Source organism: Bradyrhizobium sp. 1200_D9_N1_1, assembly GCF_052075915.1.
Classification (GTDB): domain Bacteria; phylum Pseudomonadota; class Alphaproteobacteria; order Rhizobiales; family Xanthobacteraceae; genus Bradyrhizobium; species Bradyrhizobium diazoefficiens.
Genome location: NZ_CP197226.1, coordinates 950,594 through 974,504, shown reverse-complemented (window position 1 = coordinate 974,504; position 23,911 = coordinate 950,594). Strand labels below are relative to the sequence as shown.

Here is a 23,911-nt window from a genome sequence, read left to right as displayed (position 1 = left end):
GTTGTGTTCCTTTTCAAAACTCGAGCCGGCGCTGTCCGTATCTAACCCAGTGTCCGAACCTGATTTAAGGGCCTAACATGGTAGAAGGCAAGCCAGCGGGGAAAGGCGATCCCACGTCCCGCGCGGGCAACAGGAAGGCTGAGCCATTTATCAACATTGCTGAGTGCCGCGAGCAGGCTAACCACTACAAGAGACTTTCTGGCGTGAGCGGCATTTCCAAGGATCGCGCCGCCGCCCTGAAAAACATCGCCCGAAGTTTCGTGGGTTTGGCTGGCCAGCTGGATAGACTGGCTTCCCGTGCGAGGAACGAGCAGAGGTAAGCAGCCTCAGCTGATGGCCTTAGTTACCAAGGTCGGCGGTTCTTTTTTTTGACCTTGGGAAATTTACGGTGGGCGCCGGTTCACGCTGGTGGGCCTAGCACTCCCGGCGCTCAAATCCGCAATTGGATCGGCAACCGGGAGCATTGGGGCTGGAATTGCCATGCCCAGCCATGTCGGCCCTCCAAGTGACAATACGTAGAAAACCGAAGTCCGGTAGTTGTCCGGACTCCATTTTCGGAACGGGGTGTTCTACTGAAGGAACACCGGCGCGATTTGAGCACTAATTTTTTTGTTATTCCGGGAATGCCGCAGTGGGGCTGGAACCACGCTGCGGCTTTTCCCATTCGGGGCGTACTGGTCCCAGCTGCGTTCCGTCGGGCAAACACTAACCTTTGACCCCTGCGGTAGCCTGCATCATAACTGTCACATGAAGAAAGGCGACGTGACGTGCCCTGATTGTTCGGCGGGATCTCGCCGGATCGAACTTGAATCCCGCAAGGGCAACGCCGGGCACTACAAGTGCCTGATCTGTGAGCGCGTCCTAGAGGTCTTCGACGGCTCCCGGGAGATTGCTTATCGGCTCGCCGTACAGCCGTCCGACTTGCATCCTGTGAGAGAGTAAGGCCGCCTCAGTTGGCGGCGCCTTATTGGTCCCTCTTCAGCTTGCGCCGGCCCCAGTGAGGCTCTTTGCCCTTCGGGTTAAACTCCGGGACGTGGTGGCGGTTCAATGCCCGCATGACCCCGATGCTGGCAAACATACTCGGGCCTCCACCTTCATCGCGGCTTGCCATTCCGATGCGGCGTGCTCTTTCTTCGGCGACGCGGCGATGTACTCGCCGGCGTCGAGCTGCGTCACCAGTATGCGATCGCCGATCGTGATCGGATCCTCGAAACGCCGACCCCAGCCTCGTTCCGTCATTCCTTCCGCTTCAGCTCAGGTCTCGCGGCAGCAATGGCGCGTTCAACCTCGTCGGCCAGAACTGTCAGATGCTCGGCCAGCCTTGTGAACATCTCGCTTCTTGGGTTCAGTAGCAAGATCGCGGATCAAGGCGCACTCGGCAGCATCCGTGCGGAGCTTTTCTAACTGAGCCTGCATGTCCTTCATTGCGACCGGTTCCGTTCCCGATGAGGAACTATACCGCTTTGGGCACAAGTGGACAGAACTGATTGCCGGTTTTTCCTATGCTCGTCACCACCTGGCGACCCCATTACCGCCAAGGTCACCTCCAACGGCCCCGGCCTCCACACTTCAAAAGCCCCCATGGCCGGGGCCGTTTTTAAGGTGGCTACCGATAGCCCATGTCGCCGATCGGCCCTTTTGCGTTCCAGTTGAAATCCGGTCGTACGTCTGCGCCGCGCCCGGCGCAGGCGGTGCAGACGAAGCGCGGCTCGACATCTGACAGCCGAACATCGTCGGGCCAGCGATCGGTGCCGAGCGCAACGTGACGGCCGCAGGGGCAATACATGAGGACGCCGCGCAAGCCCATCTCGCGCATCTCGCCAAAGGTGATCTTGATTGGCCGACCCTCGGCGTGCGTGGGCGTGTGGCGGCGGGCAGGGTGAGGCATGCCGAGATCCAACCGCTGCGCGGGCGACAGTCAAATTATCGATTACTGGTGGCTCGGACCGCGCGCGAGCTACTGCGCGTCGTGGGTGTGGAAAAGCGCTCACTGCGATCGACAGCGGTTTTGCGCCCGCCGGCCGAGGCGGTGAACGACGAGAGCGCGGGGCTTCGGTCCCGCGCCCAGATCAGCGGAAAATGGTTGTTCCTATATTGAAGGGCTGACGGATCCGCAGGGCTCATGGGTTAGGAGCACGTGCCCGTGCCAACATTCACGGTGCGTTTGGGCGAAGCCAATCAAGGCCAGGATAATCAAAGCCACTGCGACGCATCCGGCTACAACGTTCTGCATCATGGCTGCCACTCCAGGTAAACTGTGACTGGCTTACTCGGCCAGGCTCCGCCTCGCTGCCGCGCACCGCGCTGGGCGCCCGGTCACCGAGTGATCACCGCGGACGGTGACCGGGCGGACAAGCTATCTGGCGGGCCTTCTCAAAGCGGCGTGAGAATCTGCCAGATGACCACCAGCACCACGACCACCATCATGACGTAGATAATCCTACGGCCGGTCTGGTTTATTTGGCTCATCGGATCACCCTGCACGGTTTGCCCTTCTTGCGCAGTGGCCCGCCATCTGGTGTCGGCCCTCCGAGGTGCAAGGCCCACATGATGCCACCCCCCAGCTTGCGCCCGTCTACCTCGATCGGATCATCCTCGAACGGGCGCCCCAGCCTTGATCGGTCATTGCCACGGGCTGACACCGCCTGCGCTATCTGGCGAAACCGGAGTCTAGAAGCTTCAGAGTCGAAATCGGCCACTTGCCGTCGTGGCCACCGATCGAGATCCGGAGCCCGTGCACCTCGTCAAGGAAGACGTGATCAACCGTCCCCGCCTTACCGTCGGTCAGGATAGCCCCCCTGCCGATTAGCTCCGTCTCGGCAGCATGAAGTTCTCGAAGGATGTTCGTCGCTCGTTTGGTCCAGTCATCGGACATGGTCATGCCCTACGCGGCTGGCGGATTAGTGAAGATCAGTCAGAGCGGCAGATGCATTGAGGCCATCGGCGCTTCGCGCGAATCAGTGCCGCCAACCGTCCTTGTCGAGCTCGACCCTGAAACCTTCCGGCAGCCGCGGCGTCTCGCCTTCGGTCACGACTTGCAGCGCGGCTTACTTCGGTGGGCGCAAATCGCCTTGAAGCCACCGGCCATTGGAATGCATGGAATCTTCATGCGCTGCGAATGTCGTAAGTGCGTGATTGCAGACAGCGCAGCGAAACCTGTGCAAGTCCACGCTTAGGCTTGCTGACTGCGAATGTCGAGTTCGGCCGCGTCGATCAACGCTTTGGCGGCGGCAAATTGCCCAATTAGCGTGTCGAGAACGGCGGCTTGGGCTTGGATGGTGGCGATGTTGGCAGCGATTGTTGCCATGATGGAGCATTTCGTTTTTTGCTAGGTGGGATCGTAGTCGGTCGCAGCGAAGCCGCCGAACGACGGCCACGGTGCTGCGGGTTCAGGCGCGGGCATGATCGGCTTGTAAGCCGGCTTCGGCAGCGGCGGTGGTGGTGACGGCGGCGCAGGTGGTGCGGCTGGCGCTGGCTGCTCTACACGCGAAGGGAGAGGAGCAGACGCGACCTTCACGATCGGCGGAGCCGGAAGCGCTGGAAGAGATGCTGCGCGAGCCTTGGCGCGATCGATGCGCTCTCCCAGTCCTTCCAACAGGCTAAACTCAACCCGCTCCTGGAACGCATTGACGCGAACATGCTTGCCGATCAGCTCCAGGCGGCGCAGTCGATCACTCAACCTGATCTTCTTGACGTGACCGACTTGCCTACGCTCCTCGCCCGCCCCTTCGTATAGCGCGTCGATCTCGACACCGGCAACGAGGCCTTGCCGCCAAATTTCCGGCCAAGCGTCTATGGGCTTGAGGTCGCCGCGCTCGTCGTACAGGTCAGCAAGGTCGGCTTCAGCTTCATCGGCTAGCGGCGACGATGACGAGCAGGGCCCGTGAGTGCCTCGGGCAAACGAACAGCTCTCAGCTAGCGATCGGGCTTTGCGCGCCCCTCAGAATGTCTTGCTTTCGGCAGAACAGGGCGCAACATCTGGCTTGCCATATTCACTGTCCGGACGGCGCCCGCTGGATTCATTGTACGTTACGTACAGAAGCGGCGCGTTACGAACCCAATTGACCCTTCAGGGCTGTCCCTAGAGAAAGGACATCAAATCACAGCGCTCCGCGGAGTCAGCTATGCTCCACCGCAGGCACGCGGTTAAGGAGGAGAGGATTTGATTTCGAATGAGATTCTGCCGATGATCAGCGAAACGCTCGCCGCCATGCGAACCCACCGTAACCGCATCCACCGCTATCGCCGTTTGCTTGAAACAGAGGTCGCGGGGCTTGACCGCCAGTATGTCGAAAGACGTCTGTCCGAGGAGCGATGTGCTCTCGACGCGCTAGTCTCGGCTATTTTTCCCTTGGTTTTCAAGTTCCCAAAGGCATCTACGCCTCCTAGGGAGATCGAAAGCAGTGGCGTACCAGAGCCCGGAGCCACTCAGGGTGAAGCCCGCTCTGCGTTAGAGGGTTCGCGGCGCGAGGCAAAATCAGGAGGCGCGTTCAAGAGAGCCTGCCGTGATCAAATTCAGCACAAAAATGGGAAAGTTCGCCGGATTTGTGCAGGCAGGACTGCGAAGATCAGCGGCTTCTTCCTATGACTAGTTAGATTTTCACTTTTGCATCGATCGCGCAGCTCGAATGCCGGCGAAGAAGCGCTGAATTCGAACGGGCAAACGCAGCGAGCGCTTATTCATCGCGCGCCCGAAAGGTCCGTAGCCTACGGACTCAGTCTGAAACTCTAGAAATTAGTGCGAAACATATCTCAAATGGGACTGTCCACTTTGACGCACGCAGCTATAAGTTGAGACATGGGACGATGGCGTTTTCAGCATTAGTTATGCGAACCATTTTTTGAACTGTTGCTATGCTTGAGGGTGACGAGAGAACGGGGGCAGGTCCGAAAGGAGCTTTGTTTTGCCCGAGTGAATTGCGCATCGCTCGTGGGGAACGGCCCAGTATGATTGGTACGCTTGATCTATTGGGCCGGCCTGCGATTTTGATCGATCAGAATGGCTTCGTGGCGGCTGTCAACGACAACGCGTCGAAGCTTTTCGATGACGATCTATCGGTGAAGGGACGGCGTCTGTTTGCAGCGGATGCTCAGTCACGACTGAGGCTGGACCGACTGATCACTCAGGTCCGCTTTTTGTCTGGCAAACCGGGCCGTAGCACCTTGCAAACAGTTGTCACCCGGAGTCAGCGCCGGCCGATTGTCATTGATGCCATCGTTCAGGACTGGGAAAGTGCAGGCGATCCCCTCCTCCCGGACATGGGCGCCCTTCTGATCCTGACTGATCTGAATGAAATACCTCGCGTCTCGCAGAGCTCTGTCATGGAGATCTTTGGATTGACTCCCGCGCAGGCTCGTCTCGCATCGCTGCTGGTGGAGGGAAAGTCGCTGGAAGAAATTGCATTTTATATGAACATTTCGTCGGGGACAGCGCGAAACCATCTGAAAGCTGTCTTTTTGCGAACCGGGACCAGGCGGCAAGCTGAGCTAGTCTCGCTATTGTCCCGGCTTCTATAACCCCGCCCATCCAAACTGGCCGGCCGGCTGCATTCTTCTCGCTGTGCAGGTCAACGTTTCCTGGTTTTCGATGACGGAAAGCTGACCAAGACTTAGCCAACAAGCCTACCTTGTCCATTGTGTGATGCCCGCGATACCTCGGCCTGGGCATTCGCTATGGCGGCGGTCAATTCCTCGCATTTCTGAGATTGTCTCAATGTTCCCCAAGCCGAAATCCGTCTTGTTGCCCAACACCTATGCCTTCGAATCCGAGCCGATGGTGAAGGCCACGGGTTTTCGCGAATACGACGCGCGCTGGTTGTTCCAGAAGGAAATCAACCTGATGGGGATCCAGGCGCTCGGCATGGGGCTGGGCGCGCTGATTGCGGAGCTCGGCGTCAAGCAGGAGATCGTCACCGGCCATGATTTCCGCGGCTATTCGGCCTCGATCAAATATGCGCTGATTTCCGGCCTGATGGCTGCGGGCTGCAAGGTGCACGACATCGGGCTCGCGGTGACGCCGATGGCCTATTTCGCGCAGTTCGACCTCGACGTGCCCTGCTGCGCCATGGTCACGGCCTCGCACAACGACAATGGCTGGACCGGCGTGAAGATGGGCGCCAACCGCCCGCTGACCTTCGTCCCCGACGAGATGACGCGGCTGAAGGAAATCGTGCTCAACGCCGAATTCAAGAACAAGGCCGGCGGCTCCTACCAGTTCCACGAGAACTATCCGGCGCGCTACATCGCCGACCTCACCAGCCGTCCGAAGCTGACCCGCAAGCTCAAGGTCGTCGCGGCCCGCGGCAATGGCACGGCCGGCGCGTTCGCGCCGCAGGTGCTGGAGGCGATCGGCTGCGAGGTGATCCCGCTCGACACCGAGCTCGACCACACCTTCCCGAAATACAATCCGAATCCGGAAGACATGGAGATGCTGCACGCGATCCGCGATGCGGTGCTGCATCACAAGGCCGATGTCGGTCTCGGCTTCGACGGTGACGGCGATCGCTGCGGCGTCGTCGACAACACCGGCGAGGAAATCTTCGCCGACAAGGTCGGCGTGATGCTCGCCCGCGACATGTCGGCGATCCACAAGGACGCGCAGTTCATCGTCGACGTGAAGTCGACCGGCCTGTTCGTCACCGATCCCGTGCTGCAGAAGCAGGGCGCCAAGGTCGCTTATTGGAAGACCGGCCATTCCTACATGAAGCGCCGCACCCACGAGACGGGTGCGCTCGCGGGCTTCGAGAAGTCCGGCCACTTCTTCTTCAACAAGCCGTATGGGCGCGGCTATGACGACGGCCTGGTGTCGGCGCTCGCGATCTGCGACATGCTCGACCGCGCGCCGGGCAAGTCGATGGCCGATTTGAAGAACGCGCTGCCGAAAACCTGGTCGTCGCCGACCATGTCGCCGCATTGCGCCGACGAGACCAAGTACGGCGTCATCGACCAGGTGGTGAAGCATTTTGAAGGCTTGCAGGCCAAGGGCGCCAGGATCGGCGGCCAGGCGATCCGCGATCTCGTCACCGTCAACGGCGGACGCGTCACGGTCGAGGACGGCAGCTGGGGCCTGGTGCGCGCGTCCTCGAACAAGCCCGAGCTCGTCGTCGTGGTCGAGAGCCCGGTCTCCGAGCAGCGCATGCACGACATGTTCGAGATGGTGAACAGCGTGCTGCGCACGCATGCCGCGGTTGGGGAATACAATCAGAGGATCCAAGGTGGCCTTGCTGGGCCGATCCGGCAGGCGAGGACCGATACCGAATTTGACTAATTAAGCTCGTCCAAGTTTCCGTAATCTATTTGGAGCAAGCCGTGACAACCAATCTTGTTTCTTCAGGCACGACCACGCTCAGTTCAAACTCCTCCAACAACTATCTCGTCTATGGTTCTGGCGCGCTTGTAATTGCTGCCAGCGTCATGCTTCCGGGACAATCCCTAGCGGGGATGACACCGCCCCAGTCGCTGTATCCAACCGTTCGCGCCAGAAGGGTGGAGCAGATGAGAGCGTTTCGGGCAAGATTCATCGAATAGCCGCGAAAAACGGCGTGCGTCCTTGGCATTAATCCCTCCTGGGCTCTTCGACCCGTAATCCGCGCGCCCCTCCTCTTCCAGGGGCCGTAGTACTGAAAGGCTAATCGCCATTTTTTGGTCTCAAGCGCCCTTTCACGCTGAAGTTGGGTAAGATTGAGTTACCCCGAAAATCGGTAGCAGAAAAGGAATTGCGGATTAGAAGAAAGGCAAGGCGGGCAGCTAGGCCTTAACTTGGATAGGTGGGAGGCTTTCATCCCGATGATTCAGTTATACTTCTAGTTCGCTCAGGCCGCCTGAACTGTCGTCAAAAACCTGTCGACTTCGATCCTCAGTTGCGCGCCGTTGGCGGACAGCATTTAGGCGGACAACCAAGCTGACCTGAAGCTCAGTCGGTTTCTGTTGCCCTGTCGCAAAATTACCTCGTGTAGGATCACACGCTCGGTCACAAAAACGGATTTTCCCCGTTCTACCCATTTCAATCGAAAAGACTGCTTCTCGGGTCGTTCGGGAGGCTTTTTCATGATCGGGTTGGGTTGGCGATTGGTTCACTGTCATTTGGAATCATAGCAGTTTACCCGAAACATGAAGTTAGAAGAGCTTGCGCTTCTCGTGCCTCCAGCGAGCCTAGGTACCGAGCAAATGGCGGCAGGGTCTTAACCGGCCCGGAGGGCGGATGTCTTTTGATGGCCCTTTCGAGGCCGAATTGGCGGGTTGAAGCAGCGCAAGCAAATGAAAGGCAAACTTGCCAAACTTTTTTGGCTCCAGCCTCGCCCATTTTTGCGCTTGCCAAATTGGAAGATCCAGAAGCAGCGCAAGCAAATGGCGTGCGCCATTCAAGACAAAAATTGGTCAATTGGTCACCGGCAACTTACCCTAGGGTTTCGACCGTGCCTGTGGAATTTCGAGACCTGCGCTGGGCGATCGTCGCGTCCAAGCACCGAAGCCTCCGCCAAGCGGCAGAGGCGCTCAGAATCAAGCAACCCACTCTTAGTCGCGGCCTGCGCAATCTCGAATACAGGTTGGGCGTCACTCTGTTTAAGCGTACCAATGGCGGCACACGACCTACCGTTGAAGGGCAGGAATTCCTCGAAGCTGCCCGGCGTTTCGTTGATGAGACGGAAGCAATCACGGTTCGTGGCAAGAACCGCTCGCGTGGTGAGAGCGGCCGATTGACCATCGGCATCCACACTTCCCTGTCAGCCGGCAATCTCCGGGCCACTCTCATCGAGCACCGGCACCGCTTCCCCGATGTCGACAGACAACTGGTTGACGGAGCGAGCGACCATCTGATTTCGGATCTCGCCAGCTCCGCGATTGACGTCGCCTTTGTGGCCGGCCTCAGTCCAAGGTGGAGCGACAGGTCATTGTTGCTCTGGAGCGAGCGTGTCGTTGCCGCCCTCCCCGCGAACCATCCGCTGACAGGTCGTGACGTAATTCACTGGGGCGAACTGAGGCACGAATCGCTTTTGATGTCGCAGCGAGGCCCGGGACCGGAATTCCTGAAGCTCCTTGACAGCAAATTGGGGTCTTCCGATCCTTGCCCGCTGGTTCGCCATGATGTGGTGCTCGACCGTCTTCTCTCCTTGGTCGGCGTGGACTGGGGCATTCTACTGGTATTGGAAAGTGCGACGGGCGCAGTCTATCCGGGTGTCACCTTCCGCGAGGTGCATGATGCCGAGGGGCCGACGCGGCTGAGCTTGCGCGCTTATTGGCGGCAGGACAACGCTAATCCATCGCTGCGTCCGTTGCTCGACCTGCTTCGGGAGCGCTATCCTGATATTTCCGCTGCCCCAGATGCGAGCTGAACAGCATTTCGTCGGGCCTTCGCAAAGGCGCGGTCGGTTGCGATAAAGCGCCCAACCATTGGCGATCAACTTGGCAGCCTTGGTCGGCGTCGTCGCGCCGCCGCTACGCGTCAGAATCGGCATAGCTTTGAGATCCCTGAAGACTGCAGCATCTGTTCGAGCATCGGCATCGGGGTGTCACGATCACCCCTGGGGGGCGGCATTTCCTGGACGAGGTGCGTCGCGGTGTCGAACATTCGCCGGTGCTTGCTGTGATCGCTCACAGTCCCGGCAGGCTGAACCTTGGCTGCCGCCGACTCGCGCCCCTAATCGCTGAACCTAGCGCTCGTCGACGGCCGAAGCACCCACGGGAAAGCGAACCAGACCCATGCGATGATCTGAAGGACAAGATTGAGGAAAAAGGCTATCTGGTACGCGATCTCCGGATAATGCCCCGCCTGAGGCGTCCAATGTTCAAGGACGACGCCAGTGGCATATTGCAGGACAAACGCTCCACCGATATGGAACACGTTCAGCGCAGCATTGGCCCGTCCGGCAAGCTCTTTCGGGAAATAACTAGCCAGGATCGCATAGCTAAGCACCGTAGCTGCGCCGACGGCGGCCACAGCGGCCCACAGGACGTATGATGACAACGGCCATCGCAGGATAATCGCGAATTGCACGGCAATGAACATAAGGCCGACGACCGCGAGGAGCGCCTCTGTTCCAATGCCATAGCGACGCAGCCGATCAGCCAGAACGCCTAGCAGGAGCGCACCCAGGCTGAGCGCGACGGTCATGACAAGCAAATGTTGCACCAAAGCAGCGCGATCAAGTCCCTCGACGTCAGTGAACCACTGCGCTGCCCAAAGTCCCTGCAGCGCCCAGGCGGTGCCGACGGAAGTCGCTGATAGCGGCGCCAGACGCCAGAAATGCGGATCGGTATAAATCTTCTTCAAGCTGGCCACGGCTGTTCCACGCAGGACCGGCGTTGCCGATGCACTCTCCGGCACCAAGAGATAGATCATCGAGATAGATCATCGCCGAACAGCCGGCCGTGAAGACAGCTAACAATGCGAAGAGCGTCCTCCACCCAACCCAAGCCAGCAACCACTGCGCCGGCGAGGTCGTGGTGACTGCTCCCAATGCACCGAGCATGACCATCAGGCCGTTGAGAAACGGAAGACGGTCCTTCGGAAACCAGAGAACGAGGGCTTTCAATCCGGCGGTCAGGCTCGCGGCGACGCCGAGACCGAGTAGCGCCCGGCCTAGAAGCAGCATGAGCAAATTGTCTGACGTAGCAAACAATGCGGCGCCGACCGCAGCAGCAACCAGCAGCACGCTCTGGATCAGCCGCGGACCATATCGATCCAGAAGGATGCCGACGGGTATCTGCGCTACCGCGAAGGTGAGAAAATAGACCGAAGTCAGCAAGCCAAGATCACCAGCGTCGAGCCCCAATTCCGATGTCAGGGGAGCGGCGATCAAAGCGTTGATTGTCCTGAAGAGGTACGAGAGGTAATAACCGACAGCAAAAGGTAGAAACACCCGCATGACAAGTGCGGAGACACCCATCACGTCTGCAACTGATCGTCGCGGCACGTAGGTGCGGCTTGGGCTAGGCGGCCGCGAATAAGGCGTGGTTTCAGCGCCGTTAGATCTCTCGCTGTAGCGGGATGTTGGTCCGGTCTGGAAAGGTTCGAATGCTGCCGCCCTCCCGCACGGCAGCATTCGGCTCTGACCCGCCATCAACCGTGTCGGACAGACGACGGTCTGGTTCTGAAGACCTGCAATTCGTGCGGCGATCCGCGCTTGCCGCAAGGTGGCTCGCCCAGCGGTTCTTATTCGTCACGAGGCGCCGGTTCATCGTCTCCCGGAGGAGGGATGTCCCCCGCTCAACACGACGTCCTACTTGCGCAGCGAACTCATCGAAGCGTTCTGAGCCCACCACAGTCGCCATATGCTGCTCTGCCGCCGATAACGAGGGCGTAACAGCCAAGTGAAAGCGCGCGTGAAGGGCGACGGCCTCATTCACCATCTTGAGATCGGCACCGAGACGCCCGATCTGATCGTTCAACTCAGTGAGGCGGCCTGCCACGATCGCGAAATGTTCAGCAGCGTTATCGGATTCGAGAAAGCTATCGAGCGCGGCTTCAATAAGTTCTGACTTTGTGACTCCCGTGCGTGTAGCCGCGGCGGTCAACCGCGTTGACATGGATTCGCTGAGATGAACGCCGGTCCGGGATTTCATGAGAGGACTCACTGTGAAGCGCCTGGAGTGTTGCAGTAACGGGCCACTGCCTTCGTGCGTGTATCGCACGTCATCTCAAGTTTCAGATCGGATTCAGCCTCAATTTCCGGATGCCCGCGGCGCCAGCTCCCACGCTCGACGGCGGCTAGAAAGCTGTCGAGCTGAGCATTGAATGCTGTCGGCTCTTCCAGATTGATGGTGTGGCCGGTGTTGGGACAGATCCAAAGACCGGCGTTGGGAAGCACTGCTTTCAGCATCAGGTTAGTCTCAAGGCAGGGCGCGTCTTCATCGCCCAGGGCCAGCAATACCGGTGTTCGCATCGTTGAGAACTGATCGGCCAGATCATGCAATGGCGGTCGCACCCCCTGACAGCGCGCCATCGTATTCGACATACCTAGCGGTGAGTGGTGACGCAGGCGTTCCTGGAACTCTTCCCAGCTCCGTGTGTCCTTGTATTTGAGTTGAATACGAGTCTGACCATGCGCCATTCTCCGGGCCATCGCGTCCATCCCGCGCTCGATGAAAGCCCGCGCGAGAATGGAGGTTTCTCTCGACCAGGCGTCCTGCTGGGAAGGAGCCGATCCGGATCCCACACCGGCCGCGACAATCGCGCTGGCTCTCTTCGGATAGCGTAATCCGAACTGCAAGGCGGCATATCCGCACATGCTCAATCCGACCAGGTGTGCGTGTTCGACAGCGAGGCCACGCATGACGGCGGCGATGTCGTTCACAGCGAGCTCCCAGCCATATAGCGTCGGATCGTCAGGAACGTCGCTGGGGGCATATCCGCGAGCGTTGAAAGTGATGCAGCGATAGGCACGAGAAAAGTAGCGAACCTGGGTTTTCCATCCGCGGCTATCTGAGCCGAACTCGTGCAGGAAAATGATCGGATGACCTTCCCCGGCTTCCTCAAAATAAAGCTTCACACCCGTGGCATCGATATATGGCATCTGACTTCCTGTTCACCTGAACGCGTCTACGTGAGCAAAATGCTGGTCTATGACCGGATTTGACTTGATGGGCTTTCGTCCCGGCCGTTTCTGCAAGGCAACGCTGAACGATCGTCCCCTTATCAATTTGTTGCCGCGCGTTTCACCTTTGAAAACCCCTTGTCTGTTGCCATGAATCTTTGGATCATCGGAGCGATGAGCTTGGCGGGATCGGGTGCCGGCTGTCCGCTCTCGCGCGCGATCGCCTCGGCATAGGCGAGGAGATTGCGATGGACGGCAGCCGGCAACTCGACGGCGATCTTCACCGGCTTATCGTCGAGGATGGTTCCGAGCTTCAGCTTGCTCATCGGCTTGCCTCCTGGCGGTAGGGAGCCAACACCAAATCCCGCGTAACGATGACCCGCACCGGGAAACCTGGCCGGATGGTCAGCGTCGGCTGGATGTTGAGCTGGCGCTGCACGATCTGCTGGCCGGTCTGGCTGATGCTGTTGGACGCGCCGCTACGGATCGCTTGAACGAGGTTGTTCTCATTCTGGCTCGTGCCCGCCTCGCCTCCGACGCTGAGCATGGTCGAGAGGACGGCAGCCTTGAACAGCATGCCCCAGTGGTTGTCGACCTCATCCTCGAGACCGGCATAACCACCGGTGTCGGCGCCGGGCTGGCGCTCTAGCACGATCGAGTTGCCATCCGGCATGATGATGCGGGTCCAGACCAGGAGGATGCGGGACTGGCCGAACGCGACGGAGCTATCGTACTGACCTATCAGTTTGGCACCCTGCGGGATCAGAAGATATTTGCCAGACGGACTGTCCCAGACCGCCTCGGTCACCTGTGCGGTGACTTGGCCGGGCAGATCGGAACGAATGCCCGTGATGAGCGCAGCCGGAATCACGGTGCCCGCCTGCACGACGTAAGGTGAGGCCTTGGCTTCGAGCCGTTCCGGACTGACCGTGCGCTTGTCTGTCGGAGCAGTGAGGAAGGCCGTCTTGCGGTCCTGCATGTTCTGGGCAGATCCGGCATCGACGGGCGGTGTCGCGGCCGGAGTGGCCGTGGCGCCAGCGGAGGCATTCGGGATGAGTTGGCCGACGCTCTGCGGTTGCTGAGCAGTTTGGGCAAAGAGGCGGCTGACCCGCGCCGCCTCGATTTCCTGGCCCCTGCGCTGCGTCTCGGGATCTGACGTCGCCGCCATCGTGTTCGGTGCAGCGCCGGTGTTGAGGATCGGCTTGCCGAGATCGCCGGGCAGCGGCGGCCCGAGCGGCGGTGCTTGACGCGGCAGGCCGGTATAGTCTTTCGGCAACCCGGCCAGACCCTCGGCCGAAGGCCGGTTCTGGGTGCTGAGCAGTTCTTGGCCGCTCTGCGCCTTGTTGCCGGTCTGGAGCGCGTAGCCGAGCGCGCCCGCGACCGCGAGGGCAGACAGCGCGCCGAGGCCGACAAGGACCTTGCGCGAGAGCCGTGTGACACGGGGCCGCTCGCCTCGGAGCCGCAGGTCCGGCGGCGCGACGGGCGGAATGTCGCCCTGACGTTCGTCTTCGCTGTCTATCGCCATGCGCGCGGCCTTCCGTCGGTGCGGACGATGCGCACGCGCCGCTCACTATCCTTGTCGCCAAGACGCAATTCGGCGGCGGCGAACAAGCGGTCGACGATGTAGTAGTTACGGTTTGCTCGGTAGTTCACCAGTTCGGAGCCGCCGGCTGGACCTATCACGAACAGCGGCGGCATTTCACCCTGGGCGATACCGCTTGGGAACTCGATGTAGACCTTGTTGCCGTCATCAAAGGCGCGCAGCGGACGCCAGGCCGGGTCGTCGCCCTCAATAGAGTAGCGGAAGTTGATCGAGGCGAGATCGACGCCAGCCGCAATTGGCGCCGCAGTTTCAGCGGCCGCATTCTGCCGCCGAAGCGCAATCAGCTGGTCCTCGGGATACTGCCAGGAGACCGAGGCCATATAGGTCTTTTCCGTCGAGCACAGCTCGAGGAGATAGGTCCGCCGATCGGTGTTGATCACGAGATTGGTGACCAAATCCGGCCGCGTCGGCTTGACGAGGATATGAATCTTCTTGGTCGCGCCCGCGCCGCTCTCGGTATCGCCGATGATCCAGCGCACAGTGTCACCGGCGGCAACCGGACCGGAGCCGACGAGTTGCTCACCCTCCTGGAGGGCGACATCTGTGATCTGGCCGGGCGCCGTGTAGACCTGGTAGAGGGCTCCGCCGGAGAACGGATAGACCTGTACTGCGTTGATGAAACCATTGCGGACCGGCTGCACCCGTGCCGCGGCGTTGGCCTGTTTGACGCGAACCTTTGGATCGGCGGCTTCCGGGACGCGTTTGCCGGCGGCGAGCGGCTTCAACTGCCCGGGCAGTGGCAGCGGCTGGGGCAACTCCACGATTTTGACGGGCGGCGCCGGGTCGACGGTGAGCGTCGCAGGCTCCGCAGTGTCGTAGCTGATGTCGGGTGGGATGAAATTGTGCGCGCAGCCGCCAAGGGCTGAGACGGATATCAGCAAAGCCGTCAAAGCGGATTTACGGAAAGACGTATCGCCGTCCTTCCGGTTTTGATGAACGATGGAAAAACGCGAAGCCGGACCGCCGGCTTTTGCGAAAATCGGCGGGGTCATTGTCCCAGCTCCTTTGACCAGTTGATGGCGTTGACGTAGATGCCGAGTGGATTCTTGCGCAGCCGATCGGCGTCGGTGGGCGGCTGAATCGCGATGGTGAGGATCGCGGTCCAACGCGTGGTGCCGGCGAGCGCCCCGTCCTGAAAGCGGTGCTCAACCCAGGCCACGCGAAAACTGTCGGGCGAGGCGCGGATGACGCTGGAGACGTCGATCGCGACCTGCTGCTTGCCGAGATTGGCGAAGGGGTCGTTGGCGCGGGCGTAGTCGTTCAGCGCCGCCGCGCCCGCCGTGGTTGTGAAATCATAGGCCTGCAGCCAGTTGTGCCGCACGATGATCGGGTCGGCCGGAAGCGAGCGAACGATCTGAATGAAGTGGGCGAGATACCAGGCGATCTGTGGGTCGTTCGGCCTGTAGTCGGCGGTAGCGGGCGCCATGACTTGCGCTTCGCCGAGCTTGTCGACCTGCACCACCCAGGGAACGACAGTGCCGTGCGTGGATTGCCAGACGAGTCCACCGGCAAGGCCGCAGGACAGCATCAGCGAACCGAAGGCCATCAGCCGCCAGTTCCTGGCCTGCACCCGGGCGGATCCAATGCGCTCATCCCAAACTTGCGCTGCGCGCTGGTAGGGGGTTTCTGGTTCGGGCGTGCGGCCGTAACGAACCGACGATCGCCGGAAGACTGACATTCGTTATTCTCCTCCCGAGAGGTCGACGGAGTGGCCGCCGCCATGGCTGTCGCCGGATTTGAGGGCTTGCGCGGTGGTCTGAGCGCCGTGAATGACGGTCTGATTGCGCTTGACGCGTTGGGCCCAGGCGGGCGGACCGCTCTCGCTCGGCACTTGAGATGCGGCTCCATCGTTTGCGGCCGCGCCGCTCCGAATGGTCCCCATCGTCGAGGAGCCACCCGTGTTGGCGACGCCGGCACGGGCGCCAGAAGTGAAGCTCTCCGTCATTGTCCCTGCCGCTTGCGCAGCGGCGCGTCTGACGGGAGCTGCCGCGTGACTAGCCGCCGCACGGCCTGCACCGCCGAGACCGGACGCGACGCCGCCGGCGCCGGACCGACCGGCTGATGCGAGGCTGTAGGCGGAGGACATGCCGCCCGCCATCGCCGCACCGCCGCGCGCGGCAGCCGCAGCACCAGAGCTGGCTGCCATCGCTCCCCTTCCGGCCAAACCGAGCGCCGCGCCGCCGACCATCGCTGTACCGGCAACAGCCAGACCCGTGCCGACGGTAGCGCCCGCACCAAGCTGCGGCGCGCCGGAAACAAGCCCGGTCGCGATGCCGGGCCCGAAGATGCCGAGGCCCAGCATAGCGAGCGCCGCGAGCACGACAGAGAGCGCCTGCTCGATCGTCGGCTGGCCGCCGGCATAGGCGGTGGTGAACTGCGAAAAGAGCCCGGTGCCGATGCCGACGATGACGGCGAGCACCATGACCTTCACGCCGGAGGCAACGACATTGCCCAGCACCTTCTCCGCGAGAAAGGCGGTCTTGTTGAAGAGCGCGAACGGAATGAGGATGAAGCCGGCGAGCGTCGTCAGCTTGAACTCGATCAGCGTGACGAAGAGCTGCACCGCCAGAATGAAGAAGGCGATCAGCACCAGCAGCCAGGACACCATCAGCACGGCAATTTGTACAAAGTTGGAAAAGAAGCTGGTGAAGCCCATCATTTGGCTTGCGGAGTCGAGCAACGGCTGCCCGGCGTCGAGGCCGACCTGCGCAAGCCGGCCGGGCCGCAGGAAGTCCGCCGTCGAGATCGACGAGCCGCCGGCCTTCAGGCCGAGGCCTGCGAAGCTGTTGAAGATGATGCCTGAGAGCTTGGTGAAGTTAGTGATGATGAAGGCAAAGAAGCCGATGTAGAGGGTCTTCTTCACCAGTCGCTGGAGAATGTCTTCGTCTGCGCCCCAAGCCCAGAACAGGCCCGCGAGCGTGATGTCGATGACGATCAACGTCGACGACAAATACGTGACCTCGCCCTTGATCAGGCCGAAACCCGAATCAATGTAGGTCGTGAAAGTATTGAGAAAGGTGTCGATGACGCCGACGTTGTTCACGGCTTCTCTCCCTTTGGAACAGCCGTCATCGGCTGAGTGGCCGGCGCGGCTTGCGGCAGACGTGGCCGCGCCGGCCTGCCGAAGAAGCGCGCGCGGTTCTCCTTCCAAACCGCCTGGCAGTGCGGATCTTCGGCATCCTGGGGTCCAAGCTCGGCGCAGCGGAGCAGCTCGGCCGAGAGGTCATCGGGAGCGGAGACAGAGGGGGCGTCGGATACCGGCCGCTCGGCTGGACGCCGATGGATGACGTGCAGCGCGGCGAGGAAAATCACGAACACGACGATCATCGCGCCTGCGCGAAAGATATCCGAGCGCTCCATGATCGGTGCCTCAGTTGCCGCTGAACATGGTGACGTTGCCCGGCTGATAGCCGCTGCGTGTCGAGAAGATTTTGTATTGCTGCTGGCCCTGCGACTCGGTCGCCGTTACGCGCGCCTGCTCCAGCGCATCCGCCCGTCCCTTCGCGGCGAGCACCGCGACGAGATCGGATAGCTGCTGGGATTGCAGCGCGAGGAGTTGGTTGCCGGCTTGAGCGGCTTGCAAAGCGCCACTTGCCGACTGACTGGCGGTAACCAGCGTACTCATTGCGCTGGAGTTGGTCGAGATATTGCCGACGACGCCGGCCTGCACCTTCAGCGAGTCTTCGAAAGCGCCCACCGAGTTCTGCCAACGACTTTGAGCCGCGGCAAACATTGTTGCATTGGAGCCCGTCGCCGCCGCCGTGCCGTAGGTGCTGGAATACATCGTCTGGACGCGCTCGACGTTGAAGGCGATGTTCTGGGCCTGGCTCAGCAGTGACTGGGTCTTGGCAATCGATGACTGAAGCTGGGTCAGCGTCGACAACGGCAGGTTGGCGAGGTTCTTTCCCTGATTCACCAGGCTTTGGGCCTGATTGGTCAGCATCTGGATCTGATTGTTGATCTGCTGCAGCTCGCGCGCCGCGGTCAGCACGTTCTGGCTGAAGTTGGTGGGGTCGTAGACGATCCACTGCGCAAGGACCGAGGTCGTCGAAAGCGGCGAGATCGAAAAGGCGAGCGAGAGAGCCGTCGCAGCGGCCAAGCCAGCGCGCCGCACTTCGAGAGCGGTCATGATTGCACCTCCAGGTTTGTCAGGTCAGGGATGAGATCGGCGGCCCACAGCAGTTCGTGATCGGCGAGCCAGGCGGCCGTGAAGTCGTCACGGCCGTGCTCGGCAAGCAGCCGTTCGATTGCGGCATGGTCGGTCTTGGAGGAGGCGGCGCAGAAGGCGAGCGCAACTGGCCCAAGGCCGAGCTCGAACAGCCGATTGCCGCGACGAGACTGGCAATAGTAGTCGCGCTTCGGCGTCGCCCGCGCGATGATCTCGATCTGGCGGTCGTTCAAGCCGAACCGCTGGTAGATGGCGGTGATCTGCGGTTCGATCGCGCGCTCGTTCGGCAGGAATATCCGCGTCGGGCAGCTCTCGACGATCGCTGGCGCGATGTTGCTGCCATCGATGTCGGAAAGCGATTGAGTGGCGAAGACGACGGAAGCGTTCTTCTTCCGCAGGGTCTTCAACCATTCCCTGAGCTGTTGCGCGAAGGCTGGATCGTCGAGGACGAGCCACCCCTCGTCGATGATGAGGAGGGTCGGCCGGCCGTCGAGCCGGCCCTCGATGCGATGGAAGAGGTAGGTGAGGACGGCAGGCGCCGCGCCTGCGCCGATCAAGCCCTCGGTCTCGAACGCCTGCACCGACGCAAAGCCGAGCTGCTCGGCCTCCGCGTCGAGCAAACGGCCGGAGGAGCCGCCGACGCAATAAGGTTGCAGCGCCTGCTTGAGTGCGGTCGATTGCAACAGAACCGTCAAACCGGTGATCGTGCGTTCCTCGGCCGGTGAGGACGCCAGTGACGTCAATGCCGACCAGACGTGCTCCTTCACGGTCGGATCGATGGTGACGCCCTCCTTGGCGAGGATTGCCGTCACCCATTCGGCCGCCCAGGCGCGCTCGGCCGCATCGCCGATACGTGCGAGGGGTTGAAGGGAGACTGAATCTTCGGCGCTGTTGGACAGACTTCCGCCGAGGTCGTGCCAGTCGCCGCCCATGGCAAGGGCCGCCGTGCGGATCGAGCCACCAAAATCGAAGGCGAAGATCTGGCTTTTCCGGTAGCGCCGGAACTGGATCGCCATCAGCGCCAGCAGCACGGATTTGCCGGCGCCGGTCGGGCCGACGATCAGGGTGTGGCCGACGTCGCCGACATGCAGCGAAAACCGGAACGGCGTCGAGCCTTCGGTCTTACCGAAGAAGAGCGGGGAGCTGCGGAAATGCTCATCCCGATCTGACCCGGCCCAGACCGCTGAAAGCGGAATCAGGTGAGCGAGGTTCAGTGTCGAGAGCGGCGGTTGGCGAACGTTGGCGTAGGCGTGACCCGGCAGAGAGCCGAGCCAGGCTTCGAGCGCGTTCACCCCTTCCGGCATGCAGGTGAAGTCGCGCCCCTGGATCACCTTCTCGACGAGGCGAAGCTTCTCAGTGGCGAGACCGGGGTCCTCGTCCCAGACGGTGACGGTCGCGGTGATGTAGGCTTGACCGACGTCGTCGGTGCCCAGTTCCTGCAAGGCGAGATCGGCGTCAGTGGCCTTATTCGCCGCATCGCTATCGACCAGTGTCGAGGCCTCGTTGGTCATCACCTCCTTGACGATGGCTGCAATCGACTTGCGCTTGGCGAACCACTGCCGGCGGATCTTGGTCAAGAGTTTCACCGCCTCGGTCTTGTCGAGGAGGATCGCGCGGGTCGACCAGCGGTAAGGAAAGGCAAGCCGGTTCAGCTCGTCGAGGATTCCGGGATAGGTCGCGGTCGGAAAGCCGACCACCGTGAGTGTACGAAGATGATGGTTGCCGAGCCGCGGCTCGAGGCCACCGGCAAGCGGTTCGTCCGCGAGCAGCGCGTCGAGATGCATCGGCGTCTCGGGGACGCGCACGCGCTGTTGCCGGGTCGAGATCGTCGAATGCAGGTAGGTCAGCGTCTCGCCATCATCGAGCCACGCCACCTCAGGCATGAACCCTTCGACAAGTTGCAGGACGCGGTTGGTCCGATCAACAAAACCACGCAGCAGCTCGTGGGGATCGACGCCGCTCTGCGCGCGGCCCTCATAGAGCCAGCCTTCGATCCGCGAGGCGTCCTCAGCCGGCGGGAGCCAGACGAAGGTCAGGAAATAGCGGCTCTCGAAATGCGCGCCCGCCTCCTCGAAAGCGTCCCGCCGCTCCAAATCGACCAGCGCTGATGCGGCGTCAGGAAAAGTATTGTGCGGATAAGTCTGGGCGGCGATGCGCTGGGCCTCGACGAAGATCGCCCAACCTGAGCCGAGACGGCGGAGCGCGTTGTTGAGTCGGGCCGTTACGCCGACCAGTTCGGCAGGCGTCGCGCTGTCGAGATCCGGCCCGCGGAAGCGCGCCGTGCGCTGGAACGCGCCGTCCTTGTTGAGGACGACGCCCTTCTCGACCAAAGCGGCCCAGGGCAGGAAGTCGGCAAGACTGTGGGGCCGGTTGCGGTATTCGGCGAGGTTCAGCATGGAAGTCTCACACGCCGAGGTAAGAAGGATAGCGGAGGTGGCGTCGAACGACGTCCACGAACTGCGGGTCGCGCTTGGCCGCCCAGACCGCCGCGGCATGGCCCACGGCCCAAATCAGCGCGCCGGGGATCCAGAGGTGGAGGCCGAGCGCTATTGCCGCGGCCAACGTGCCGTTGGCGATCGCAACCGTGCGGGGCGCGCCGCCCATCAGGATTGCCTCGGTGAGCGCGCGATGAACCGGCGCGAAGAAGCCCGGCACGTCTAGATCGATGATGCCGGCCATCACACCAGCGCTCCGCCGGAGAAGCTGAAGAAGGTCAGGAAGAAGCTCGACGCGGCGAAGGCGATCGACAGACCGAAGACAATCTGGATCAGCCGGCGGAAGCCACCGGAACTATCGCCGAACGCAAGCGTCAGGCCGGTCACGGTGATGATGATGACCGACATGATCTTCGCGACCGGCCCTTGCACCGACTCCAGGATCTGATTGAGCGGCGTCTCCCACGGCATCGACGAGCCGGAGGCGTAGGCCGCGGGCGCGATTGCAATGGAGATGACGGCAATTGCGGCGAGGCCCGTGAAGCGGAGTCGCACGCGACGGATCGCGGGAGGAAACTGGATCATGAGGGGTCTCCGGGAAGTGAGGATGGGCCGCCCGCCGCGGCAGAGTTGACGCGGTAGTCGCCGGTGGCGGGATCGAGGCCGGCGACGAGAGCAAGTTCAGCGAGGCGGCGTTCGCTGCCGCGGCCGCGCAGAACCGCGACGAGATCGATGGTCTCGGCGATCAGCGCCTTGGGAACAGTGAGGACGGCTTCCTGGATGAGCTGCTCGAGGCGGCGAAGCGCGCCCAGAGCCGTGCCGGCGTGAATCGTTCCGATCCCACCGGGGTGGCCCGTGCCCCAGGCTTTGAGGAGCTCCAGGGCTTCGCTGCCCCGTACCTCGCCGATCGGAATCCGGTCGGGGCGTAGGCGGAGGGAAGACCGAACCAGATCCGACAGGGACGCCACGCCGTCCTTGGTGCGCAGCGCGACCAGATTCGGCGCGCGGCACTGCAGTTCACGCGTGTCCTCGATCAGGACCACGCGATCGGTGGTGCCGGCGATCTCCGCCAGCAGCGCGTTTGTCAGGGTGGTCTTGCCGGTCGACGTGCCGCCGGCGACCAGGATGTTCTTGCGGGCCGCGACGGCTTCGCGGAGCATGCCCGCCTGCCCGGCCGTCATGATGCCGGCCGCCGCGTAGTCATCCAGGGTGAAAACAGCCACCGCAGGCTTGCGGATCGCAAAGGCCGGCGCCGCAACGACAGGCGGGAGAAGCCCCTCGAACCTCTCCCCCGTCTCGGGAAGCTCGGCCGAGACGCGGGGCTTTTCGGCATGCACCTCAGCGCCGACATGGTGCGCGACCAGGCGCACGATCCGCTCGCCGTCGGCGGCGGACATCGTTCGTCCGCTATCCTCCAGCCCGCCGGACAGCCGGTCGACCCAGAGCCGACCATCGGGGTTGAGCATCACCTCGACGATCGAGGGGTCTTCCAGGAAGGTGGCGATCGCGGGACCAAGCGCGGTGCGCAGCATGCGCGCGCCACGCGAGAAGGCTTCCGAATGGAGTGAAGTGCCCGCCACGATCGTCCCCCGTCGAGTACCAATCGCGGCAAGCGATCAGCAACGGGGATGGATAGAAAAGGCAGGAAACGGGTTAGTTCAACAAGTATTCAGGCGTCGTAGGAAGCGGGCGTAGAGCGGCGAAAAAATACTTGCTGCGTCGAAGCATGCTGATCGACAGTAAGCGCGAATTTCCCTCCACCTTTTGCTTTTGAGTACTCTGATGCATGAGGTGTCCACCAAAATAGGTGGGCACCTTGTGATGGCAGACGATGATCAGAAATTGCGAGTGAGGCTTGTTGGCCGGAACGGTCGCCGGCGCTACGAGGCGGCATCGAAGGAGCGTCTTGTCGCGACCTGTCTTGAGCCTGGGGTTTCGGTATCGAGACTTGCGCTCGAACACGGGGTCAACGCGAACCTGCTTCGGAAGTGGATCAAGAAGCACACCGCGACCAGGTCTCTGCCGCCATCTTCACCATCGGCGTTCATCCGGGTTCAGCTTGAGGAGACCGCCGATCGAGCCCTGTCGCGACAAGACAGCGTGGCGACGGTTGATTTGCCGGCGACTTGCGATGAAGTGCGCGGGTCGGAACCCAAGGGGACTACAGCTTTTTGTTCTCTAGCTGTGGAATCTCAACAGGTCGTCCTTCGGGAGGCCGAGGCGGCTGATGGGTGGTTTGGCCTGCAGGCTGCCGTGCGGGCGATGCCAGTTGTAGTGATGAAGCCAGATTGGCAGGTTTTTGGCGCGCTGGTCTGAGGTGTCATAGGCGCGAGCGTAGGCCCATTCGCGCAGCACTGTCTGGATGAAGCGTTCGGCCTTGCCGTTTGTTTGCGGTCTGTAGGGTCTGGTGAAGATGTGCTTGAGGCCGAGCTTCCTGCACGCTCTGGCGAAGGCCTTGGCGCGGTAGCAGGAGCCGTTGTCGGTCATGATGCCGGTGACCTTCATGCCGAGGCTGCGGTAGTAAGTGACGGCCTCCTTGAGGAAGGCGATGGCGCTCTCCTTTTTCTGATCCCGCCGGATCTGGGAGAAGGCCAAGCGCGATGCATCGTCGATGGCCACGTGGACGAACTCGTGGCCGGCGCCGCGGCTTCGCCTTTCTGGCGATCGTGTGTGATGCGGTGGCCTGGTCTTACGAACCTGCCGAGCTTCTTGATGTCGATATGGATGAGCTCGCCGGGGTGCTCGCGCTCGTACCGGCGCACCGGCTCGGCGGGCTCCAGATCGCGTATCCGGCTTAATCCCAAGCGGCGAAGGATACGGCTGACGGTGGCCGGTGACACCTCGACCTCGGCAGCAATCTGCTTGCCGGTGTGGCGCTGCCGGCGCAACGTCTCGACGGCGGCGCACGTGGCCGGCGGGGTTTGGCTCGGCGATGAACGAGGTCGCGACGAGCGGTCGCGCAAACCATCCACGCCTTCTGCGCGGAACCGCTTGACCCATTTGGCCACGGTTTTCGGTGTCGTGTTGAACTGATTTGCCGCATCAGCCTGGCTCAGCCCGCCCTCGACCACGCCTCGCACCATCGCCTCTCGACCTTTGAGCGTCAAAGGCGCATTCTTGTGGACGTTCATCTGCCTTGGAACACTGAAGCTTCGCAACCTCAGCTTCCTCG

The 23,911-nt window shown here is 61.7% G+C and carries 26 protein-coding genes and 4 pseudogenes; 7 read left to right on the top strand and 23 right to left on the bottom strand.

The window, feature by feature from the left end; translation table 11 throughout:
• Nucleotides 1-77: 77 nt before the first annotated feature.
• Nucleotides 78-320, top strand: a complete 243-nt coding sequence (locus tag AB5K84_RS04680) for a hypothetical protein (protein ID WP_441232376.1) — start codon at nt 78-80, stop codon at nt 318-320.
• A gap of 724 nt (nt 321-1,044) precedes the next feature.
• Here AB5K84_RS04680 and AB5K84_RS04675 read toward each other — a convergent pair.
• The 6 genes and pseudogenes from AB5K84_RS04675 to AB5K84_RS04650 form a co-directional block, all read right to left on the bottom strand.
• Nucleotides 1,045-1,239: a hypothetical protein gene (locus tag AB5K84_RS04675; RefSeq protein ID WP_011090973.1), complete on the bottom strand. Its 195-nt coding sequence runs from the start codon at nt 1,237-1,239 to the stop codon at nt 1,045-1,047.
• Nucleotides 1,236-1,425: pseudogene (locus AB5K84_RS04670) on the bottom strand (hypothetical protein). The gene AB5K84_RS04675 and the pseudogene AB5K84_RS04670 overlap by 4 nt, the downstream one beginning before the upstream one ends.
• Before the next feature lie 181 nt (nt 1,426-1,606).
• On the bottom strand, nt 1,607-1,888 hold the full coding sequence (locus AB5K84_RS04665; RefSeq protein ID WP_011090974.1) for a hypothetical protein: 282 nt from the start codon (nt 1,886-1,888) through the stop codon (nt 1,607-1,609).
• A 762-nt stretch (nt 1,889-2,650) separates the two neighbouring features.
• Nucleotides 2,651-2,881: a hypothetical protein gene (locus AB5K84_RS04660; RefSeq protein WP_016847165.1), complete on the bottom strand. Its 231-nt coding sequence runs from the start codon at nt 2,879-2,881 to the stop codon at nt 2,651-2,653.
• A 291-nt stretch (nt 2,882-3,172) separates the two neighbouring features.
• Nucleotides 3,173-3,307 carry a hypothetical protein gene (locus AB5K84_RS04655; protein WP_016847164.1) on the bottom strand — a complete coding sequence of 45 codons (135 nt, stop codon included), beginning with the start codon at nt 3,305-3,307 and terminating at the stop codon, nt 3,173-3,175.
• A gap of 21 nt (nt 3,308-3,328) precedes the next feature.
• A complete protein-coding gene (locus AB5K84_RS04650) occupies nt 3,329-3,679 on the bottom strand; it encodes a hypothetical protein (protein WP_161170744.1) in 351 nt (116 codons plus the stop codon).
• 483 nt (nt 3,680-4,162) lie between these two features.
• Here AB5K84_RS04650 and AB5K84_RS04645 point away from each other — a divergent pair, with 483 nt between their 5' ends.
• The 5 genes from AB5K84_RS04645 (at nt 4,163) to AB5K84_RS04625 (ending at nt 9,332) form a co-directional block, all read left to right on the top strand.
• Nucleotides 4,163-4,588, top strand: a complete 426-nt coding sequence (locus tag AB5K84_RS04645) for a hypothetical protein (RefSeq protein WP_223153798.1) — start codon at nt 4,163-4,165, stop codon at nt 4,586-4,588.
• A 359-nt stretch (nt 4,589-4,947) separates the two neighbouring features.
• Nucleotides 4,948-5,517: a helix-turn-helix transcriptional regulator gene (locus AB5K84_RS04640; protein ID WP_016848068.1), complete on the top strand. Its 570-nt coding sequence runs from the start codon at nt 4,948-4,950 to the stop codon at nt 5,515-5,517.
• 196 nt (nt 5,518-5,713) lie between these two features.
• Complete coding sequence (locus AB5K84_RS04635; RefSeq protein ID WP_049801880.1) at nt 5,714-7,267, top strand: phosphomannomutase/phosphoglucomutase; 1,554 nt, start codon at nt 5,714-5,716, stop codon at nt 7,265-7,267.
• Between the two features lie 41 nt (nt 7,268-7,308).
• Entirely contained in the window at nt 7,309-7,527 is a 219-nt protein-coding gene (locus tag AB5K84_RS04630) for a hypothetical protein (RefSeq protein WP_125459388.1), read from the top strand.
• A gap of 683 nt (nt 7,528-8,210) precedes the next feature.
• Nucleotides 8,211-9,332 carry a LysR substrate-binding domain-containing protein gene (locus AB5K84_RS04625; protein ID WP_011090981.1) on the top strand — a complete coding sequence of 374 codons (1,122 nt, stop codon included), beginning with the start codon at nt 8,211-8,213 and terminating at the stop codon, nt 9,330-9,332.
• On the opposite strand, the gene AB5K84_RS04620 is transcribed toward AB5K84_RS04625, so the two are convergent.
• From AB5K84_RS04620 to trbB, 16 genes and pseudogenes are all read right to left on the bottom strand, one after another.
• Nucleotides 9,296-9,391, bottom strand: a complete 96-nt coding sequence (locus AB5K84_RS04620) for a hypothetical protein (RefSeq protein ID WP_301309069.1) — start codon at nt 9,389-9,391, stop codon at nt 9,296-9,298. The two genes, AB5K84_RS04625 and AB5K84_RS04620, sit on opposite strands and share 37 nt — an antisense overlap.
• Nucleotides 9,392-9,637: 246 nt before the next feature.
• Nucleotides 9,638-10,339, bottom strand: a complete 702-nt coding sequence (locus tag AB5K84_RS04615; RefSeq protein ID WP_011090982.1) for an MFS transporter — start codon at nt 10,337-10,339, stop codon at nt 9,638-9,640.
• 61 nt (nt 10,340-10,400) lie between these two features.
• Nucleotides 10,401-10,865, bottom strand: a pseudogene (locus AB5K84_RS04610) (MFS transporter); the annotation flags it as partial.
• Nucleotides 10,866-10,965: 100 nt separating this feature from the next.
• On the bottom strand, nt 10,966-11,562 hold the full coding sequence (locus tag AB5K84_RS04605) for a ribbon-helix-helix domain-containing protein (protein WP_161170741.1): 597 nt from the start codon (nt 11,560-11,562) through the stop codon (nt 10,966-10,968).
• Nucleotides 11,563-11,570: 8 nt separating this feature from the next.
• Complete coding sequence (locus AB5K84_RS04600) at nt 11,571-12,512, bottom strand: alpha/beta fold hydrolase (RefSeq protein WP_011090985.1); 942 nt, start codon at nt 12,510-12,512, stop codon at nt 11,571-11,573.
• A gap of 122 nt (nt 12,513-12,634) precedes the next feature.
• Entirely contained in the window at nt 12,635-12,859 is a 225-nt protein-coding gene (locus AB5K84_RS04595) for a DUF2274 domain-containing protein (protein WP_011090986.1), read from the bottom strand.
• Entirely contained in the window at nt 12,856-14,058 is a 1,203-nt protein-coding gene (locus AB5K84_RS04590; protein WP_011090987.1) for a TrbI/VirB10 family protein, read from the bottom strand. Before AB5K84_RS04590 ends, AB5K84_RS04595 begins: the two co-directional genes overlap by 4 nt.
• The gene (gene trbG, locus AB5K84_RS04585) at nt 14,049-15,128 is read right to left on the bottom strand and encodes a P-type conjugative transfer protein TrbG (protein WP_011090988.1); all 1,080 of its coding nucleotides are present in this window, start codon (nt 15,126-15,128) and stop codon (nt 14,049-14,051) included. Before trbG ends, AB5K84_RS04590 begins: the two co-directional genes overlap by 10 nt.
• A complete protein-coding gene (gene trbF / locus AB5K84_RS04580) occupies nt 15,125-15,814 on the bottom strand; it encodes a conjugal transfer protein TrbF (protein ID WP_011090989.1) in 690 nt (229 codons plus the stop codon). The genes trbG and trbF overlap by 4 nt, the downstream gene beginning before the upstream one ends.
• A gap of 3 nt (nt 15,815-15,817) precedes the next feature.
• Complete coding sequence (trbL, locus tag AB5K84_RS04575) at nt 15,818-17,179, bottom strand: P-type conjugative transfer protein TrbL (protein WP_011090990.1); 1,362 nt, start codon at nt 17,177-17,179, stop codon at nt 15,818-15,820.
• The gene (trbK-alt, locus tag AB5K84_RS04570) at nt 17,176-17,496 is read right to left on the bottom strand and encodes a putative entry exclusion protein TrbK-alt (RefSeq protein WP_011090991.1); all 321 of its coding nucleotides are present in this window, start codon (nt 17,494-17,496) and stop codon (nt 17,176-17,178) included. The genes trbL and trbK-alt overlap by 4 nt, the downstream gene beginning before the upstream one ends.
• 10 nt (nt 17,497-17,506) lie before the next feature.
• Nucleotides 17,507-18,265 carry a P-type conjugative transfer protein TrbJ gene (gene trbJ, locus AB5K84_RS04565; RefSeq protein ID WP_011090992.1) on the bottom strand — a complete coding sequence of 253 codons (759 nt, stop codon included), beginning with the start codon at nt 18,263-18,265 and terminating at the stop codon, nt 17,507-17,509.
• Nucleotides 18,262-20,700 (bottom strand): conjugal transfer protein TrbE, encoded by a 2,439-nt coding sequence (trbE, locus tag AB5K84_RS04560; protein WP_011090993.1) that lies wholly within the window; start codon nt 20,698-20,700, stop codon nt 18,262-18,264. The genes trbJ and trbE overlap by 4 nt, the downstream gene beginning before the upstream one ends.
• A gap of 7 nt (nt 20,701-20,707) precedes the next feature.
• Entirely contained in the window at nt 20,708-20,983 is a 276-nt protein-coding gene (locus tag AB5K84_RS04555) for a VirB3 family type IV secretion system protein (protein ID WP_026312513.1), read from the bottom strand.
• Nucleotides 20,983-21,324, bottom strand: a complete 342-nt coding sequence (locus tag AB5K84_RS04550; protein WP_011090995.1) for a TrbC/VirB2 family protein — start codon at nt 21,322-21,324, stop codon at nt 20,983-20,985. Before AB5K84_RS04550 ends, AB5K84_RS04555 begins: the two co-directional genes overlap by 1 nt.
• Nucleotides 21,321-22,319 (bottom strand): P-type conjugative transfer ATPase TrbB, encoded by a 999-nt coding sequence (trbB, locus tag AB5K84_RS04545; protein WP_011090996.1) that lies wholly within the window; start codon nt 22,317-22,319, stop codon nt 21,321-21,323. Before trbB ends, AB5K84_RS04550 begins: the two co-directional genes overlap by 4 nt.
• A 241-nt stretch (nt 22,320-22,560) precedes the next feature.
• Between trbB and tnpA the strand changes: the two are divergent.
• Nucleotides 22,561-22,798: pseudogene (gene tnpA / locus AB5K84_RS04540) on the top strand (IS66-like element accessory protein TnpA); the annotation flags it as partial.
• Nucleotides 22,799-22,917: 119 nt separating this feature from the next.
• Here the strand turns inward: tnpA and AB5K84_RS04535 are convergent.
• Nucleotides 22,918-23,870 (bottom strand): annotated as a pseudogene (locus AB5K84_RS04535) (IS481 family transposase).
• Nucleotides 23,871-23,911 lie beyond the last annotated feature (41 nt).